The sequence below is a fragment of the Streptomyces sp. MAR4 CNX-425 genome (assembly GCF_048656465.1).
Lineage (GTDB): Bacteria > Actinomycetota > Actinomycetes > Streptomycetales > Streptomycetaceae > Streptomyces.
Window position 1 is genome coordinate 276,244 of the sequence record NZ_JBMDLF010000006.1, and the last position, 15,923, is coordinate 292,166.

At 70.8% G+C, this 15,923-nt stretch carries 11 protein-coding genes; 5 read left to right on the forward strand and 6 right to left on the reverse strand.

The features are described from left to right. The first annotated feature begins 50 nt into the window (after positions 1-50). Entirely contained in the window at positions 51-2,402 is a 2,352-nt protein-coding gene (locus ACHZ99_RS19045) for an alpha-glucuronidase family glycosyl hydrolase (protein ID WP_420305836.1), read from the forward strand. A 57-nt stretch (positions 2,403-2,459) separates the two neighbouring features. On the opposite strand, the gene ACHZ99_RS19050 is transcribed toward ACHZ99_RS19045, so the two are convergent. From ACHZ99_RS19050 to ACHZ99_RS19070, 5 genes are all read right to left on the reverse strand, one after another. After that, positions 2,460-4,472: a right-handed parallel beta-helix repeat-containing protein gene (locus tag ACHZ99_RS19050; protein WP_420305837.1), complete on the reverse strand. Its 2,013-nt coding sequence runs from the start codon at positions 4,470-4,472 to the stop codon at positions 2,460-2,462. 28 nt (positions 4,473-4,500) lie between these two features. Continuing rightward, the gene (locus ACHZ99_RS19055) at positions 4,501-5,736 is read right to left on the reverse strand and encodes a mandelate racemase/muconate lactonizing enzyme family protein (RefSeq protein WP_420305838.1); all 1,236 of its coding nucleotides are present in this window, start codon (positions 5,734-5,736) and stop codon (positions 4,501-4,503) included. Between the two features lies 1 nt (position 5,737). Then, positions 5,738-6,565, reverse strand: coding sequence for a carbohydrate ABC transporter permease (locus ACHZ99_RS19060; RefSeq protein ID WP_420305839.1), 828 nt, complete (start codon positions 6,563-6,565; stop codon positions 5,738-5,740). Next, the gene (locus ACHZ99_RS19065) at positions 6,565-7,482 is read right to left on the reverse strand and encodes a carbohydrate ABC transporter permease (RefSeq protein WP_420306060.1); all 918 of its coding nucleotides are present in this window, start codon (positions 7,480-7,482) and stop codon (positions 6,565-6,567) included. The genes ACHZ99_RS19060 and ACHZ99_RS19065 overlap by 1 nt, the downstream gene beginning before the upstream one ends. Positions 7,483-7,556: 74 nt before the next feature. Continuing rightward, a complete protein-coding gene (locus tag ACHZ99_RS19070; protein ID WP_420305840.1) occupies positions 7,557-8,819 on the reverse strand; it encodes an ABC transporter substrate-binding protein in 1,263 nt (420 codons plus the stop codon). 150 nt (positions 8,820-8,969) lie between these two features. Here ACHZ99_RS19070 and ACHZ99_RS19075 point away from each other — a divergent pair, with 150 nt between their 5' ends. Continuing rightward, a complete protein-coding gene (locus tag ACHZ99_RS19075) occupies positions 8,970-9,740 on the forward strand; it encodes a FadR/GntR family transcriptional regulator (protein ID WP_420305841.1) in 771 nt (256 codons plus the stop codon). 67 nt (positions 9,741-9,807) lie between these two features. Here ACHZ99_RS19075 and ACHZ99_RS19080 read toward each other — a convergent pair whose 3' ends face one another. Beyond that, the gene (locus ACHZ99_RS19080; RefSeq protein ID WP_420305842.1) at positions 9,808-12,258 is read right to left on the reverse strand and encodes a glycosyl hydrolase family 95 catalytic domain-containing protein; all 2,451 of its coding nucleotides are present in this window, start codon (positions 12,256-12,258) and stop codon (positions 9,808-9,810) included. 469 nt (positions 12,259-12,727) lie between these two features. Here ACHZ99_RS19080 and ACHZ99_RS19085 point away from each other — a divergent pair, with 469 nt between their 5' ends. The 3 genes from ACHZ99_RS19085 to ACHZ99_RS19095 all read left to right on the forward strand — a co-directional run bounded on the left by ACHZ99_RS19085 (position 12,728) and on the right by ACHZ99_RS19095 (position 15,853). Further along, positions 12,728-13,426 (forward strand): FadR/GntR family transcriptional regulator, encoded by a 699-nt coding sequence (locus ACHZ99_RS19085; protein WP_420306061.1) that lies wholly within the window; start codon positions 12,728-12,730, stop codon positions 13,424-13,426. A 329-nt stretch (positions 13,427-13,755) separates the two neighbouring features. Then, positions 13,756-14,868, forward strand: a complete 1,113-nt coding sequence (locus ACHZ99_RS19090; protein ID WP_420305843.1) for a non-reducing end alpha-L-arabinofuranosidase family hydrolase — start codon at positions 13,756-13,758, stop codon at positions 14,866-14,868. A gap of 55 nt (positions 14,869-14,923) precedes the next feature. Beyond that, on the forward strand, positions 14,924-15,853 hold the full coding sequence (locus tag ACHZ99_RS19095) for an alpha/beta hydrolase (RefSeq protein WP_420305844.1): 930 nt from the start codon (positions 14,924-14,926) through the stop codon (positions 15,851-15,853). Positions 15,854-15,923: the final 70 nt, after the last annotated feature.

Below are 15,923 nucleotides of genomic sequence, written 5' to 3' on the forward strand. Positions count from 1 at the left end.
GCAGAGTTCCTCATACTGACAAGCCCGGGACACTTTGGTAAGAGGGGTTCATGTCAATGAATCGACGCTCGTTCATGGGTGCGGTCGCGGCGGGCGCGGCCCTGGGACCGAACGCGGGCAGGGCCGCGGGGGCACTGGACCGGGAGGGCGCGCCCTCAGGTCCCGCCGGGCCGCGGGACGAGGACTACGACGGCTCCGACATGTGGCTGCGTTACGTGCCCGTCCGCGACCCGCACCTGCTGAGGCAGTACCGGCGGCAGGTGACCGCCGTCGTCGTGGAGAACGCCGACCGGAACGCTTCGTACCGCCACACACCGAACCTGAGCATGGCTCCGGGATCGACCGAGCGGCTGATGGCGTCCACCCTGGGGGCGGCCAGAGAGGAGCTGGTCCGGGGCCTGAGCGGGCTGCTGGACCGGCCGGTGCGGGCGCTCCCGCGGCCGGGGAACGCCCTGCCCGACGGCGCCGTCGTCGTGGGCACCCCGGAGAGTTCACCGGCCGTGCGCCGGTTCCTGCCGGCCGGCGAGCTGGAGCGCGTGGGCCGGGACGGCTTCGTCATCCGGTCGGTCTCCCAGGGGCGGCGGGCGTTCACCCTCATCGCGGGTGCCACCGAAGTGGGTGCGCTGTACGGCGCGTTCGCGTTCCTGCGGCGTATCCAGACGCACGAGCCGATCACGGAACTGGCACTCACCGACACCCCGAGGGTCGCCAACCGCCACCTGAACTACTGGGACACCGAGCGTCTCTACGCCGGCAACGACGAGTCGGGAACGGGCGGGCTGCACGGCGAGAACGGCGCGATCTTCAACTTCGCCGCGACCGGCGCCAGTGCCCCGCTGAACCTGCCGGTCGTCCTCGACCGCTACCTCGTGGCGGCGCGGGCGATGGCCTCCGTCGGGATCAACGGGATCACCATCAACAACGTCAACGCCGACAACTCCTACCTCACCCCCGAGTACATCGCCCAGGAGGCCGCGCTGGCCGACGCGCTGCGGCCGTACGGGATCAGGCTCGCCCTCTCCATCCGGTACGCGGCGCCCCTGGACGGCCGCTTCGCTCCCGACACCCTCACCGAGGAGCAGATGGCGCCCACGGACGACGACTTCCGGGACTGGTGGACCCGGCGGGCCCGGCGCATCCAGGAATCCATACCTGACTTCCTCGGTTTCACCGTGAAGGCCAACTCCGAGGGCCAGCCGGGCCCTCAGGACTTCGGCTACGACCACGGAGACGGCGCCAACGGCATGGCGACCGCCGTGGCACCTCTCGGCCTGAGGATCTACTGGCGGACCTTCGTCTACAACCCCGACGTCGACAGCGACCGGCTGAAGCGCGCTTACCTGGAGTTCGGTCACATCGACGACGAGGCCCAGCCCGACGGGACCACCGGCCGCTTCCTGGACAACGTGTTCCTCCAGACCAAGAACGGCCCCCTGGACTTCCAGGCCAGGGAGCCCGTCCACCCGATGTTCGGCCGGATGGAGAACACCAACCAGGCCATCGAACTCCAGATCACCCAGGAGTACACCGGCCAGAACCGGATGCTCTGCTTCCTGGCCCCCATGTGGGAGGAGATCTTCAAGACCGACACCTATGCGACGGACGAGCGGGGCCGGCTGCTCGACAAGCGCCTGGTCGGCCATGTCGTCGACGGAACGGCCCAGAACCACGCGGACACCGCCGTCGTCGGCGTGGCCAACCTGGGCAACGCGGACAACCTGACCGGGCACCACTTCTCCCAGGCGAACCTGTACGCCTTCGGCCGCCAGGCCTGGGACTGGACCCTGGACTCCGCGGACATCGCCGCGGACTGGGTCCGGATGACCTGGGGCAACCGCCGGAACGTCGTCGACGCGATCGTCGCCATGATGATGGGCTCCTGGGAGGCGCTGGTGAGCTACCAGACCCCGCTCGGGATCGCCCACCAGTTCACCGCCGACGTGCACTACGGCCCGGGCCCGTCGGAGTCGCACCTCCCGCGGGAGGACTGGAACCCCGTCTATTACAACAAGGCGGACAGCGTCGGTCTGGGCTACGACCGCTCTCCCACCGGGAGCAACTTCACCGCCCAGTACTTCCCCACCCTGGAAGCGGAGTACGGGGACATCGACACCGTCCCCGAGAACCTGATGATGTGGTTCCACCACGTCCCCTGGGACCGCCCGATGAGCAGCGGCAGGATCTTCTGGGACGAACTCGTCCACCACTACTACTCGGGAGTCCGGTACGTCAGCGGCATGCGCCGGACCTGGGACTCCCTGGAACCCTGGCTCGACGCCCGGCGGTTCGCCGAGGTCAGGTCCAAGCTGGCCCTCCACGAGACGGACGCGGCCGACTGGCGGGACACCTGCGTGGGCTACTGGCAGCGGTTCAGTGGCAGAGACGTCCGCGTACCGGACTGAACTGCACCGGCCGCCGCACGGGCACCGCCGGCCGCGGTGCCCGTGCACGCCGGCCCTCTAGCCGGTCGGGCCCGCGTTGGAGATCACTTCGCGGGCTCCGGCGGGGATGTCGTCGGCGTCGAAGGTGACGTTGTCCCGGACCACGTTGCCGCGCTGGCCGTCGACGATGCCGGTGATGGCGGGGTTCGTCGTGTAGTTGCCGACCAGGGTGAGGTCGCCGGTGTGGTTGCCGTTCTGGTTGTTGGCGTGCGCCCACTGACCGGCGCTGGCGACGAAGACGTTGCGGCTGCCGCTGAGGTAGCGGGACCCCTCGTCGAAGTACAGGCCCAGCTGTCCGCTCTTCTCGCAGTGGTTCTCGTCGACGAGGCCGCCGGGAATCGCGGAGAGGGTGTAGATGCAGCCGGCGTCGAACATCGTCTGCACGACGTTGCGCACGTGGTTGCCCACGACGCGCACGTCGCGCAGCGTCGTGGGGGTCCGGTAGATCGGCTGGAAGTCGTAGAGCCCGCGGTCGAGGTACTCCGGGCTGCCGCCGGGATCGTTGGCGCCCCAGCCGTAACCGATGCCGATGCCGGTGTAGGGCATGTCGGAGACGTAGTTGTGCTCGATGGCCAGTCCGGAGATGTAGCTGGCGAAGACGGCGTCCTGATCGAGGTATTCGAGCGCGGTGGAGTGGATGCGGTTGTTCCTGATCAGGATGTCGCTGTTGGTCATGCGGGGGTCGGACGGGTGGTGCGCGTCGGGGCGTACCCCGCCGGCCACGATGCCGCCGCCGGCGCTCGCGGTGAACGTGTTGCCCACGACGGACACGTTCCTCGCCCCGAGGCCCACGCCCGTGGCGTGCGCGTTGGCGTCGTTGCCGATGCCGAGGCCGACGGAGCCGAGGTTGACGAAGCTGTTGCCCTCGAAGGCGATGTCCTCGGCGGCCGACACCTGGACCGCCCCGGGGGTCTGCGCCCAGTTGTTGCGGGCCCCCTCGAAGCCGCGGCAACCGACCGCGCACGAGGTGAAGGCGTCGGACGGCCGGTGGGGCTGGACTCCGGTGAGGAACGCGCCGGTCTGCTGGTTGGCGTATCCGTCGGAGCCGCCGGGGTGCAGCCAGGTGGTGCCGGAGAAGGTCAGCCCTTCGAACCGGAGGTTGCGGGCCGGCTCGTCGTAGGTGCCGCCGACCTCCAGCAGTGACTCCAGCCGCGGCAGCTCGACCTGGGCGCCCGGCAGGTCCTGCCCCGGAAGCGGCTTGTAGTACAGCGTGCCGGCGGTGGTGTCCAGGTACCACTCACCGGCCTCGTCGAGGAACCGCTTGGAGTTCAGCAGGGAGAACACCGGGGTCCGGAACGGGGACTGGATGGTGTCGTACCCGTAGGTGTTGTTGTCCCACGCGGGTTGCTGCATGACGACCGTCGAGCCGGAGATGCGCTGTACGGGGGCGAACCGGTTGGTGAACGAGAGCTTCGCCTGGAGTTCGATGCGCCGCTGGTCGGGCAGGGTGGCGAGGTAGCCGAGGTCCGGGTTGTCGAGGGTGAAGCCCGTGGGGTTGAGCGTGATGTCGGACCGGGAGAGCCCGGTCCGTGCGCGCTGTGCCGGTACGCCGTCGACGTAGAGCTGCCGGCTGTCGAAGCCGGTGCCGACGTCGGCCCGGTAGATGCCCCGCGCGCGGTCGTCGAGTTCCCAGTCCGTCACCGGTTCCGCGCCGCTCACCACGGCTTCCGCTCCCGGTGCGGCCGTCCAGGTCACGGTGTGTCCGTCGCGGCCGGAGTCGGCGGAACCGAAGCGCAGCGGGGAACTGAGGCGGTGGACTCCCGCCAGCAGGCTGACCCGGACGTCGCCGTCGCCCCGGCGGGCGAGGTCCCGCGCCCGCCGCTGGGCCTCCGCCAGCGTCCGCAACGGCTGCGCGGCGGTCCCGGGGCCGTCGTCGGCGGCCCGGGGGGCTCCGGTCGGGGCGACGACCAGCGTGTGCGGCCGGGGTGCCGCGAGCGACTCGGCGGGCAGGGCGGCGAGGAGTCCGGCGGCCAGGGCCGCGGCAGCCGCCGCGGCGCCTGTGCGTGTGAAGGGTGCGCGGAGTGGGGGCATGGCCGTGTCCTTTCTGCGGGGTGGGGAGTCAGGGCCAGGCGGTGTGCGGCGTGTCGTCGAGGTGCTGTGGCGGGGGGAGCCCGGGAAGTCCGGGGTGGTGGGTGGCCGGACGGCCGCGGTCCCGGACGGCGAGCAGCCTCCGTCCGGCGTGTGCGGGCCGGACGTCGGGGCCGTCGGACGCGGCGGTGGGCCGGGGCCGTACCGTCGCCTCGATCGTCTTCTCGTCGACCTCGACGCCCAGGCCCGCCGAGTCGCCGAGGACGAAGGCGCCGTCCTCGACGCGCAGGTCGAAGGAGAGGCCGACGGGCTCCTGGAGGTTCTGCAGTTCGCTGGCGAGGTGGTTGGGCACGGCTGTCGCGGCGTGCAGCAGGGCGATCGGAGAGCCGCCGATCGGGCTGACCGGCAGGTCGTGGGCGTGCGCCAGGGCGGCCACCCGCAGGAAGTGGGTCACGCCCCAGGCCGCCGCCGCCTGCACGATGTCGAGCCCGCCCCGGGCCAGGAGGGGGCGGTACTGTTCGAGCCCGGTGAGGTTCTCCCCGCTCGCCACCGAGGCGCGGATCCCCCGTCCGACGGCGGCCAGGCCCTCGGCGTCCCAGCGCCGGACGGGCTCCTCCACCCAGGTGAGGTCCAGGCTCTGCTCCAGCTCGCAGACGTGGCGGACCGCCTGCTTGCGGGTCCAGGTCTCGTTCACGTCGAGCATCAGGGCGGGCCGCATCCCGTGCCCGGCCCGGGTCAGCACCTCCCGTACGAGGGTCAGGCGGTCGCGGTCCCGCTCGACGTCGAGGCCGCCCTTGAGCTTGGCCGCCCGCAGGCCGCGCTCGGCGTAGACCTGGTAGACCGTGGCCAGTTCGTCGTCGCCGAGGGCGATGTCGAGGCCGGAGGCGTAGGCGGGGACCCGCCGGTCCCGTCCGCCCAGCAGGCGCCACAGCGGTTCGCCGGCCGCTTTCGCCTTGATGTCCCACAGGGCGGTGTCGAAGGCGCCGATGGTCCCGAAGACGGCCCCGCTGTGGCCGGCCTTGAACGCCTGCCGGAGCATGCGGTCGTAGAGCGCGGTCACGCAGCGCGGGTCCTCGCCGTCGAGGGCGGCGAAGACGGCTTGTTCCGCCACGTGGGGTCCCAGTCCGACGCCGGTGATTCCGGCGTCGGTGTCCACCAGGACCACCGGCACCGGGGTGATCCCGTCGGTGAGGACGCCGTTCGCGTCGCCGACGGGCCGGCCCCAGTCGAGGCCGGTCGTCAGCGTGCGGTACCCGGTGATCCGCATATCAGCCCTTCGTGGCGCCGGCGGTGATCCCGTCGGCGATCTGACGCTGGAAGAAGAGGTGGATCACGAGGACCGGCAGTGCGGCGATCAGCACTCCGGAGGCGAAGGTGGGGATGTCGTCGGAGTACTGTCCGCGCAGCGAGGTGACACCCACCATCAGGGTGCGGTGCTCTGCGGACGGCATCATCAGCAGGGAGATGAGGACGTCGTTCCAGCAGAACAGGGCGTTGAGGATGCCGACCGACAGCAGTGCCGGGCGGCCGACCGGCAGCATGATCCGCCGGTAGACGCCGTACAGCGTGTTCCCGTCGACGCGGGCGGCGTCCACGATCTCGCGCGGGATCCCGGAGTAGTAGCTCGTCATCAGAAAGATCGAGAAGGGGAGGAACTGCGCGACGTAGGCGAGGATCAGCCCGGGGTAGGTGTCGATGAGGCCGGTGTCCGCCATGAACCGCGCGAGCGGGACCATGACCACCTGGAACGGAACGAACAGCGCCGCGAGAAAGCACAGGAACAGCGCTCGTGAACCCCGGAACCGCAGATGGCTCAGCGCGAAGCCGGCCATCGATCCGAGCAGCAGGAGAAGCGCGACGGCGGACGCCACCACGACGACGGAGTTGACGAAGTACCGGCCCAGGCCGACGCTCGTCCACGCCGTGCCGATGTTGTCCCAGCGCAGGGAGTCCGCCGGGGAGAACCGGTCGAGGATGTAGTCGTGGCGGGACTTCATGGCGACGTTGGCGGTGAACACGAGGGGGTAGACCGTCGCGACGGCGAGAGCCGCCATCGGGACGGCGACCGCCCAGCGCCTCGGGCGGGATACGCGCATCAGCTCTCCCTCCCCGCGCGCCGGAGCAGCCCGATCTGGGCCAGCCCCACCACGAGCATGAGGAGAAAGAGAACCGTCGACGCGGCGGAGGCGAGCGCCGGGCGGTTCATCTGCCCCTGCTGGATCCAGATGTAGTACTCCGGCAGATAGGTCGAGCCCTCCGGTCCGCCGCCGGTCATCACGTAGAGCAGGCCGAACATGGACGTCAGCATCCCGATCATGGTGGTGACGAAGACGAACTGGATGGTGCGGGACAGGCCGGGGACGATCACGTGCCGGATGACCCGGGCGAGCGACGCGCCGTCCACGCGGGCGGCGTCGAGGAGGGTGGTGTCCAGGGTGGCGAAGCCGGCGAGGAAGACCACCAGGGCCATCCCGAACGTCGCCCAGACGTGCACTCCGACGACGGTGAACAAGGCGACGTCGGGATCGCCCAGCCAGTCGACCGGGCCGACGCCCACCTTTTCCAGCAGGGTGTTGAGCGGACCGTCGTAGGCGAGCAGGAGGTTGAAGATCGCGCCGACGATCACCGGGGAGAGCACGGCCGGGAAGAAGTAGACGCTCCGGAAGAGCCGGTGACCGGGCACACGCAGGAAGATGAATGTGGCCAGCAGCCCCGGGATCGCGACCGCGACGGGGAGCAGCAGCACCAGCAGGCCGACGTTCTCCAGCGCGGTGCGGAAGAGGGGGTCGTCGAGGAGTTCGGCGTAGTTGTCCAGGCCGACCGAGGTCCCGTCGCGCGCGCCGTCACCGGTGAAGGAGAAGTTGACGCCCAGGAGCAGCGGCCACAGCCGAAGCGTCCCGATGACCAGGACGGCCGGGGCCACCAGGACGTAGGGCGCGAGGCGCTCCGCACGCTGCGCACCGGCGGCACGCCGGGAGCCCGCACCGATGCCCGTGCCGCGCGTCCGCCGCATGGCCTCGGCCCTGCCGGTCCGCACGGCACCCGCCCGGTCGGCCGACGGCTGCGCGCCTCCGGGCAGCACGGGGGTCAGCCCTTCCGGTCGGAGTCGGCCAGCTGCTTCAGCGCGTCGTCGACGCTGGCCGATCCGCTCAGGATCTGCTGGGACAGCCTGCCCATCAGCTCCAGCGTCCCGGTGGACAGTGCGACGTGCAGTGCGGGCCTGCCCGCCTCGATCTCCGACGCGATCGTGGAGAGGGCCGGTCCGCCGCCCGAGACGTCGACGGTGGTGTCGGACACGACCGCGCCGGCCTCGGCGTGGAACGCCTGGAGAGCGTCCGTCGAGGTGAGGGAGCGCACCAGGTCCACGGCCACGTCCGGCTTCTTCGTCCACTTCGCGACCGCGTAGCCGATCCCGCCGTCGTACGGCAGGACGGGCTCGGCGCCGGCCTCGGCACGCGGTGCCCGCATGACGCCGATGTCGTCCGGGTCCAGGAACTCGGCGAAGTCCTTCCAGTGCCCGACGTCCGACATCAGCCCGAAGATGTGGGCCGCCTCGCCGGACTGGAAGAGGGCGAAGGCGTCGTTGAACAGTGCGGTCGAGTTGGACCCGTCGTTGTTCAGGCCGGCGTCGCCGGTTTCCTTCCAGAGTTCGAAGATCCGCCGCACGCGGGGGGAGTTCCAGTCCCGGTCCCCGTCGATCCAGGCGTCGTACTCGCGCGGGGTGAGGACGCCCGGTCCCAGGCCCGAGAGGAAGAACTGGATGCCGAAGCCCTCCTTGTTCCCGAGCGAGAGACAGCTTGCGTCCGTCGCCTCGGTGATGGCCTCGCAGTCGTCGGTGAACTCGCGCCACGTGGTCGCCGGGTCGTCGGGGTCCAGCCCGGCTTCCTCGTAGAGCGCCTTGTTGTAGTAGAGGGGATGGCCTTGCAGCGTCACCGGTGCGGCATAGGTCCTGCCGCCCGTGGTGAAGGCTTCCCAGCCGGCGAGCCGCTGCCTGTCCCCGGCGAGGTGGTCGTCGAGGGGAAGGAGGGCGTCCGCGCGGTCGCGTATCTGGCCGCCGCCGTTGAAGAGCATGACGTCGGGGCCCTTGCCGGCCTGCATGGCCGTACCCAGCAGGGTGTAGTACTGGTCGAAGGGCTGGGCCACGAACTCGACCGTCACGTCGGGGTGCTGCGCGGCGAAGTCGGCCTTCGCCTTCTCGATGTACGACGCGGCCGTCTCCTCGCCGGACTTCCAGTCCCAGACCACGAGTGTGCCGTCCGCCGTGCCGGACGACGAGCCGGAGCCCGCGCTGCCGCAACCGGACAGCAGCCCGGCGACCAGGACGGCCGACCACAGTGCTGGCCCCTTCATGTCGATCACTCTCCGTTGCAGACGGAAGACGGCGGGCCATCGCCGATGGTCCGGAAACATAACTCGTATGACGTATTACGTCAACGGCTGGTCGCGTATGATGACCGTCTAGTCGTGGCGCCGCACGGTCGCGGGGCCGCCGGAGGAACCATGACGACATCCCAGCCAGCAGCCCGGAGCAGTTCCACGCCCCCCGCCTGGGCGCAGCGACCGGCCAGCCTCGCGCGGGCGGTCACGGCCGAACTGGTGGGGCGCATCGTGCGCGGGGAGCATCCGCCGGGGACGCCGCTGCCCCCGGAGCCCGCGCTCTGCGAGACCTTCGCAGTGAGCCGGACCGTCGTCCGGGAGGCCGTCAAGGTGTTGCAGGAGAAGGGGCTCGTGCAGGTCCGGCAGGGTTCCGGGACCACGGTGACCGCCCCGGCACTGTGGAACATGCTCGACGAGCAGGTCCTGACCGCGAGCATCGCCCAGGACGAGAGCCTGGAGATCCTCGACGACCTCGTCGTCACGCGGCGCCTGCTCGAATCCGACATGGCGAACGTCGCCGCCAGGCTGGCCACCCCCGAGGTCGTCGACCGGTTGCGCACGCTGGTGGACCGGATGGACGAGCTGGTCGACGACCATGTCACGTACGCCGAACACGACCGCGCGTTCCACGACGTGATCATGCAGTCCTCCGAGAACCGCATCGCCCGTGCGGTGGTGCGCGCGCTGGAGAGCCAGGTCGTCAACACCGCCCGGTACATGGGGCATCCGGAGCGCGCCATGTGCATGGCGTCCAACCGCGGCCACCGCCGCGTCTACGAGCGCATCGCCGCACACGATCCGGACGGCGCCGCGGAGGCGATGTTCACCCACATCACCGAAGCCTGGCTCGTCCGTCGCAGCGCCCCGGGCGACCCGGTGCGGCTGGACCGGTAGCGGCCGCACCCGGCAGGCGGCCGGCGCCGCCGCGGTGGGCCGCGCCCGCAGGCGGGCGGGCGGCCGGTCACCCGCCCTTCCCTCCACGCCGCGCCCCCGGGGCCTGCGCACGGTACGTGTGCCCCGGCCGGGCGGCGAACTCGATCAGATCCGGCTCGGTCTGCTCGGGCCGGACCGGGTCGCCGCTGGTCAGATCGAGGACCTCGTAGCCGCCGCGGAACATCTGGCTGCGGACTCTCACCGGTCCCTCGCGGTCGGGTGCGAGGGAGAGCTGCGTGGCCCGGCCGCCGGTCCAGGCGGCGCCCACCGTGTAGCCGCCGCGGCCGCGCAGGCCCTCGACCCTTCCGTTCGGCCAGGCCGTCGGCAGGGCGGGCAGCAGGTGCAGTTCGCCGTGGTGGCTGTGCAGCAGCATCTCGGCGATGCCCGACGTCGCGCCGAAGTTGCCGTCGATCTGGAACGGCGGGTGCAGGTCGAACATGTTGGGGGCGAGCCTGTCCGGGGTCACGAGGTCGCGGATCAGTTCGTGTGCGCGGCCGCCCTCTTCCATGCGCGCCCAGAAGTTGATCTTCCAGGCCAGGGACCAGCCCGTTCCGTCGTCGCCGCGCAGCTCCAGAGTCCGGCGGGCGGCCTCGAACAGCTCGGGTGTGCCGCGCTTGGTGATCTGGTTGCCGGGGTGCAGACCGTAGAGGTGCGAGATGTGCCGGTGGAACTGCTCGGTCTCCGTCCAGTCGTGGAGCCACTCCTGGATGTTGCCGCGGGCGCCGATCCTCGTCGGGGCCAGCCGCTCGCGGGCCGCCAGGACCTGCCCGCGGAAGTCGGCGTCCACGCCCAGGATCTCGCCGGCCCGGGCGCAGCCGTCGAACAGGTCGCGCAGGATCTGCATGTCCATGGTGGGACCGGCGCAGACGGACGCGTTCGGATGGTGGGCGAGTTCGGGCGAGTTCGACGGGTTGGTGACCAGCCACCCCTGGTCCGGTTCGGCCACCAGGGTGTCGAGGAAGAACTGCGCGGCGCCCTTCACCGCGGGGTAGTTGGCGCGCAGGAAGTCGACGTCGCCGGTGAACCGGTAGTGGTCCCAGACCATGGTGGCGAGCCACGCCCCACCGGTCTGCCACATGCCCCAGAACGCCCCGTCCACGACCGAGGTCCCCCGCCACGCGTCGGTGTTGTGGTGCGTGACCCAGCCGCGGGCCCCGTACTGCGCCCGGGCCGTGCGGGCGCCGGTCGCCGTGAGGTCGTCGATCATGTCGAACACCGGCTCGTGGCACTCGGAGAGGTTCGTCGGGCCGGCCGGCCAGTAGTTCATCGGCAGGTTGGCGTTGAGGGTGTACTTCGAGTCCCACGGCGGCGCCATCTGGTCGTTCCAGAGACCCTGGAGGTTGGCCGGCTGGGTACCGGGCCGCGAGGAGGAGATCAGCAGGTACCGGCCGTACTGGAAGAGCAGCGCGGAGAACTGCGGGTCGTCGGCAACGCCGTGCCGGGCGATCCGGACGTCCGTCGGCTGGTCGGCCGCCCCCGTACGGCCGAGGTCGAGGGTGGTCCGGCCGAACAGCTCCTGGTAGTCGGCCACGTGCCGGCTGCGGAGGTCGTCGTACGCGGTGCCCTGGGCGGCGTCGAGGTGCTGCCGGGCGATGCCCCGGTGGTCGCCGCCCACGTTCTGGTAGTCGACGTAGCTGGTACCGATGGAGATCAGCAGCGTGCCGCTGTCGGCGTCGGCCACCCGGAGCGTGCCGCCCGACCCGGATACCGTGCCGCCCTCGGCAACGGCCCTGGCCAGCGCGAGGAACCGGACCGAGCCGGCGATGCCCTCCATGCTCCCCGAGACTCCGTCCAACGCGATCGTCGTTCCGTCGGGGCTGGACACCGAGGCGTTCTGCGGGCTGGAGAACGTGGCCGTGAACGAGACCGAGCCGGGCGTATCGGCGGTCAGGCGCATGACAATCACCTGATCCGGTGCGCTGGCGATCACCTCGCGGTGGAACCGCACGCCGTTCGCCGTGTAGGTCACCGCGGTGGTCGCGGTGGTGAGGTCGAGCCACCGTCGGTACTCGGACGTGCCGGCGGCGCCGGGGAGGGTGAGGGTGAGGTCGCCGACAGGCTGGTAGGCCAGCTCTCCGGCCGGCCGGCCGAGCATCGTTCGGTCGATCAGCGACTGCGCCTGCTCCCACCGACCGTCGAAGACCAGTTGCCGGATCTCCGGCAGGGCCTCGGCGCCGGCCGGGTTGGCGGGGTCGTAGGGCCCGCCCGCCCAGAGCGTGTCCTCGTTGAGCTGGAGCCGCTCGGTGCCGACGTTCCCGAAGACCATGGCACCGAGACGGCCGGCCCCGACCGGCAGCGCACGCAGCCAGTCCGAGCCGGCCGGCTCGTCGTACCACAGCGCCAGGTCGTCGACCGCCCGCACCTCCGGGGGTGCGGCCGAGTCGGCACGGGCGGCGGCCGTCCACGGGGCGGGCATCATGACGGCCCCCGTGCCCACCGCGCCGAGCCTGATCATGTCCCTGCGTGTCAGTCTCCGCATCCTGATCCTCCACTGAGTCCTGGCAGAGTCCCGGCGGTTCCCTCGTCGCCCAGGTGACCGGTGGGGCAACGGCCCCGGACGGCGCGGCTCGGTACGGCACAAAGGCACGGTCTACGCAGCCTCAGCGGGCCTGCGACGCCGCGTACGCGACACGCGCCCGCAGCCTCCGGTGAAACCGGACCCGCACCCGGCCGAGCCGGGCCTGTCCGACAGCGCTCACCACCGGCCACCTCCGGTACGCCGATGACCTCATCGGACGTGACACGCCGGAGACATTAAATGTCCCAGGACCCCAACGCAACCCTTCTCGCGCCGACTTCGACCACGCAAAAGGAAAAAACCTCTCTCAACGCGCCTGATGCGCCGGATGTCCAGGAGGGAGACCGCGCCCCATCGACTGTTCGACTACCTGGACATCAGATGTATTGTGCTGCGCACCACCCCGAAGGCCGAGGCTGGAGGCCGAGCGATGTCACTGACCGACAAGGCGATCAGGCGCATTCGGGAGCTGATCGCTTCGGGCGAGCTGCCGCCGGGCGCGAAGCTGCCGCCGGAGCAGCAACTCGCCGCGGAGCTGGGCCTGTCCCGGGGGCTGATGCGCGAGGCGGTCAAGGCGCTGGTCGTCGCACGAGTGCTGGAGATCCGCAGGGGCGACGGCACGTACGTCACGACCCTGGAGCCGAGGGTGCTGCTCGAAGGGCTGGGCTCCGCGGTCGAGCTCCTCCAGGGCGACACCCTGCTGGAGCTCACCGAGGTGCGCCGGCTCTTCGAGCCGGTCGCCACCGGTCTGGCCGCCACCCGCATCTCGGCCGGGGAACTCGCCGGGGTGGCGGGGCATCTGGACGCCATGCACGCGGCCAGGGACGACGTCGAACTGCTCAACAAGCACGACGCGGCCTTCCACCGGGCCGTCGTCTCCGCCACCGGCAACCAGACGCTGGCGAGCCTGCTGGAGGGCATCTCCAGCCGGACGGTACGGGCCCGGGTCTGGCGCGGGATGGTCGACGGGGACGTCGCCGACCGGACACTCGCCCAGCACCGGGAGATCTACGACGCGCTGGCCGCCGGAGACGCCGCGCTCGCCGAGGCCGCCGCACTCATCCACGTCAGCACCACCGAGGCGTGGCTCCGCAGACACCTCACGCCCGCCGCGCAGCCCGGCACCTGATGACCGGCCTTCGCGCCGATCTCGACGGCGTCAGCCCGATCGAAAATTTCGACTCCACAACCGAATCATTTCAGTGAACGGGGTTGACGCACCGCCTCCCACCCCTTCAACATCCTTGTCTGAGAGTTCGACCACAGTTCGATATGTCGAACACTCGGGGCCTCTTCGGTCTGCGTGATCCAGCAGGCCGCCGCGCACGGCAGCACTCGCACAGCCAGTTCATTCGTTCCGGTGAGGCTCTCCCCGCGCATGTCCGGGATCTCGGAAGGTTCGAGGACGCGCGACGCCGCGTGGTGGGCCCCCGGCCGAGCCGCGATGGAGAAACCCCCATGCCTCTGTCGAAACACCGCCGACGCCCGCCTCCGGTACGGACGGTCGTGACCGTCCTCCTCGGTCTGGTCCTGGCCCTGTTCGCCGTCCCCGCCGAGTCCTCTCCCCCCCGTACGTCCGCGTCGGCGACGGACACAGACGCCGTGTCCAGGCAGGAGTTGCCCGACACGTTCGCGTGGTCGTCCACCGGCCCGCTGATCTCACCTCGGCCGGGCCTCAACTCCGTCGCGGCGAAGGACCCGTCCGTCGTCCGGGACGAGGACGGGACCTGGCACGTCTTCTTCACCCGGGTCGACACCGCCGGCGACTGGGGCCTGGCGCACACCGCCTTCGACGACTGGTCCCAGGCGGCAAACGCGGAGCAGACCGACCTGGAGACCGCCTCCGGCGTCGGCACCGGCTACCGGGCCGCGCCGCACGCCTTCTATTTCGCCCCGAAGGACGAGTGGTACCTGGTCTACCAGACGGGCCTGCCCTCGTTCTCCACCAGCACCGACCCCGACGACCCCACCAGCTGGTCGGCGCCGCGGAACTTCATGGACAGCATGCCCGACGTCGTCAGGGAGAACATCGGCAACGGCTACTGGCTGGACTTCTACGTCATCTGCGACGACACCGACTGCTACCTGTTCTCCGCGGACGACAACGGCCACGTCTACCGGTCGGAGACCACCGTCGCCGAATTCCCCGGCGGCTTCGGAAACACCCGGATCGTGCTGTCGGACGCCAAGAACAACCTCTTCGAAGGCGGCGCCGTCTACCGCGTCGAGGGGACCGACACCTACCTGCTGATCTGGGAGGCCATCGGCAGCGACGGCCGCCGCTGGTACCGCTCCTTCACCTCCCGGAGCCTCGGCGGCCAGTGGCAGCCGCTCGCCGACACCGAGGCCAACCCGTTCGCGCGCAGCAACAACGTCACCTTCCCCGACGGCGCGTGGACCCGCGACATCAGCCACGGCGAGCTGATCCGCACCACCCACGACCAGACCATGACCCTGGACCCCTGCGACCTCCGGCTCCTCTATCAGGGCATGGACCCGAACGCCGGCGGCGAGTACTCCCAGCTGCCCTGGCGCCTGGCTCTCGCCACCCACACCGGCTCCGCCTGCTGAACCACCCGGGCCGACACCGCAAGCATCCCCTCCCCCCACACAGGAGTGACCTCGTATGTCCATGAACAGGCGCACCGCTCTGGGCGCCGCGCTGGGTCTGGGTATCGCCGGAACGACGGGCGCCGCCTCCCTGCTCGGCGCCGCACCCGCCGTCGGCAGCCCCGCTCGCCGGGCCGCCCTCGCCGGGCAGGCACCGGCCCAGGACTTCGCGATCGGAGTGCGGCAGTTCAACTGGAGCCGCGGCAACCGCTCGCTCTTCACCAAGGTCTTCTACCCGGCCACCGGGACCCCCGGCGGCAACCCGGTGCCCGACGCCCCGCTCGCCGACGGCGTGTTCCCCGTCGCCCACTGGAACCACGGCGCGTACGGAAACTCCGACTCCTACGCCTCGCAGACGCACGCGATAGCGTCCGCCGGCTTCATCTGCCCCGCCCCCTCGATCAGCGACAACACCAACATCGGCTCCGTGTACGGAGGCGAGTGGTCCAGGGACGTCTCCGAGGTCATCACCCGGACCCTGGCGCTGAACGACTCCCCGGGCAGCCCCTTCGCCGGACAGATCGACACCGCGGCCGGCGTCGGCGTCTCCGGCCACTCGATGGGCGGTATGACCGTCCACGGCCTGCTGACCAACTGGCCGGACGACCGGATCAAAGCCGCCGTCCCGGTCGCCTGCGTGGACATGGGCAACCCGGCGGGGCTGGACGCCAACGTGCTGTTCATCCACGGCGACCAGGACCCCACCTGCCAGTACAGCCTGGCCCGCCAGGCGTACTCGGAGCTGTCCGCCCCCAAGGCGTTCCTCACCCACGTCGGCGCGGACCACGCCGCGTACCTCAACCCGGGCTTCCCGACCTTCGATCAGACCCAGAACACCCTCGTGGACTGGTTCCGCTGGAGCCTGTACGGCGACACCGCCGCCCGCGACCGCCTCCCCGGCGGCGCCACCGCACCCGGCACCGCCTGGGAAGCCGTCCTCGACTGAACCACCGGGCCCTCGGCACCGCTTCCGGACAGCGGCCGTACGGCCCCTGTCACCCTCCACCGGACAGCAA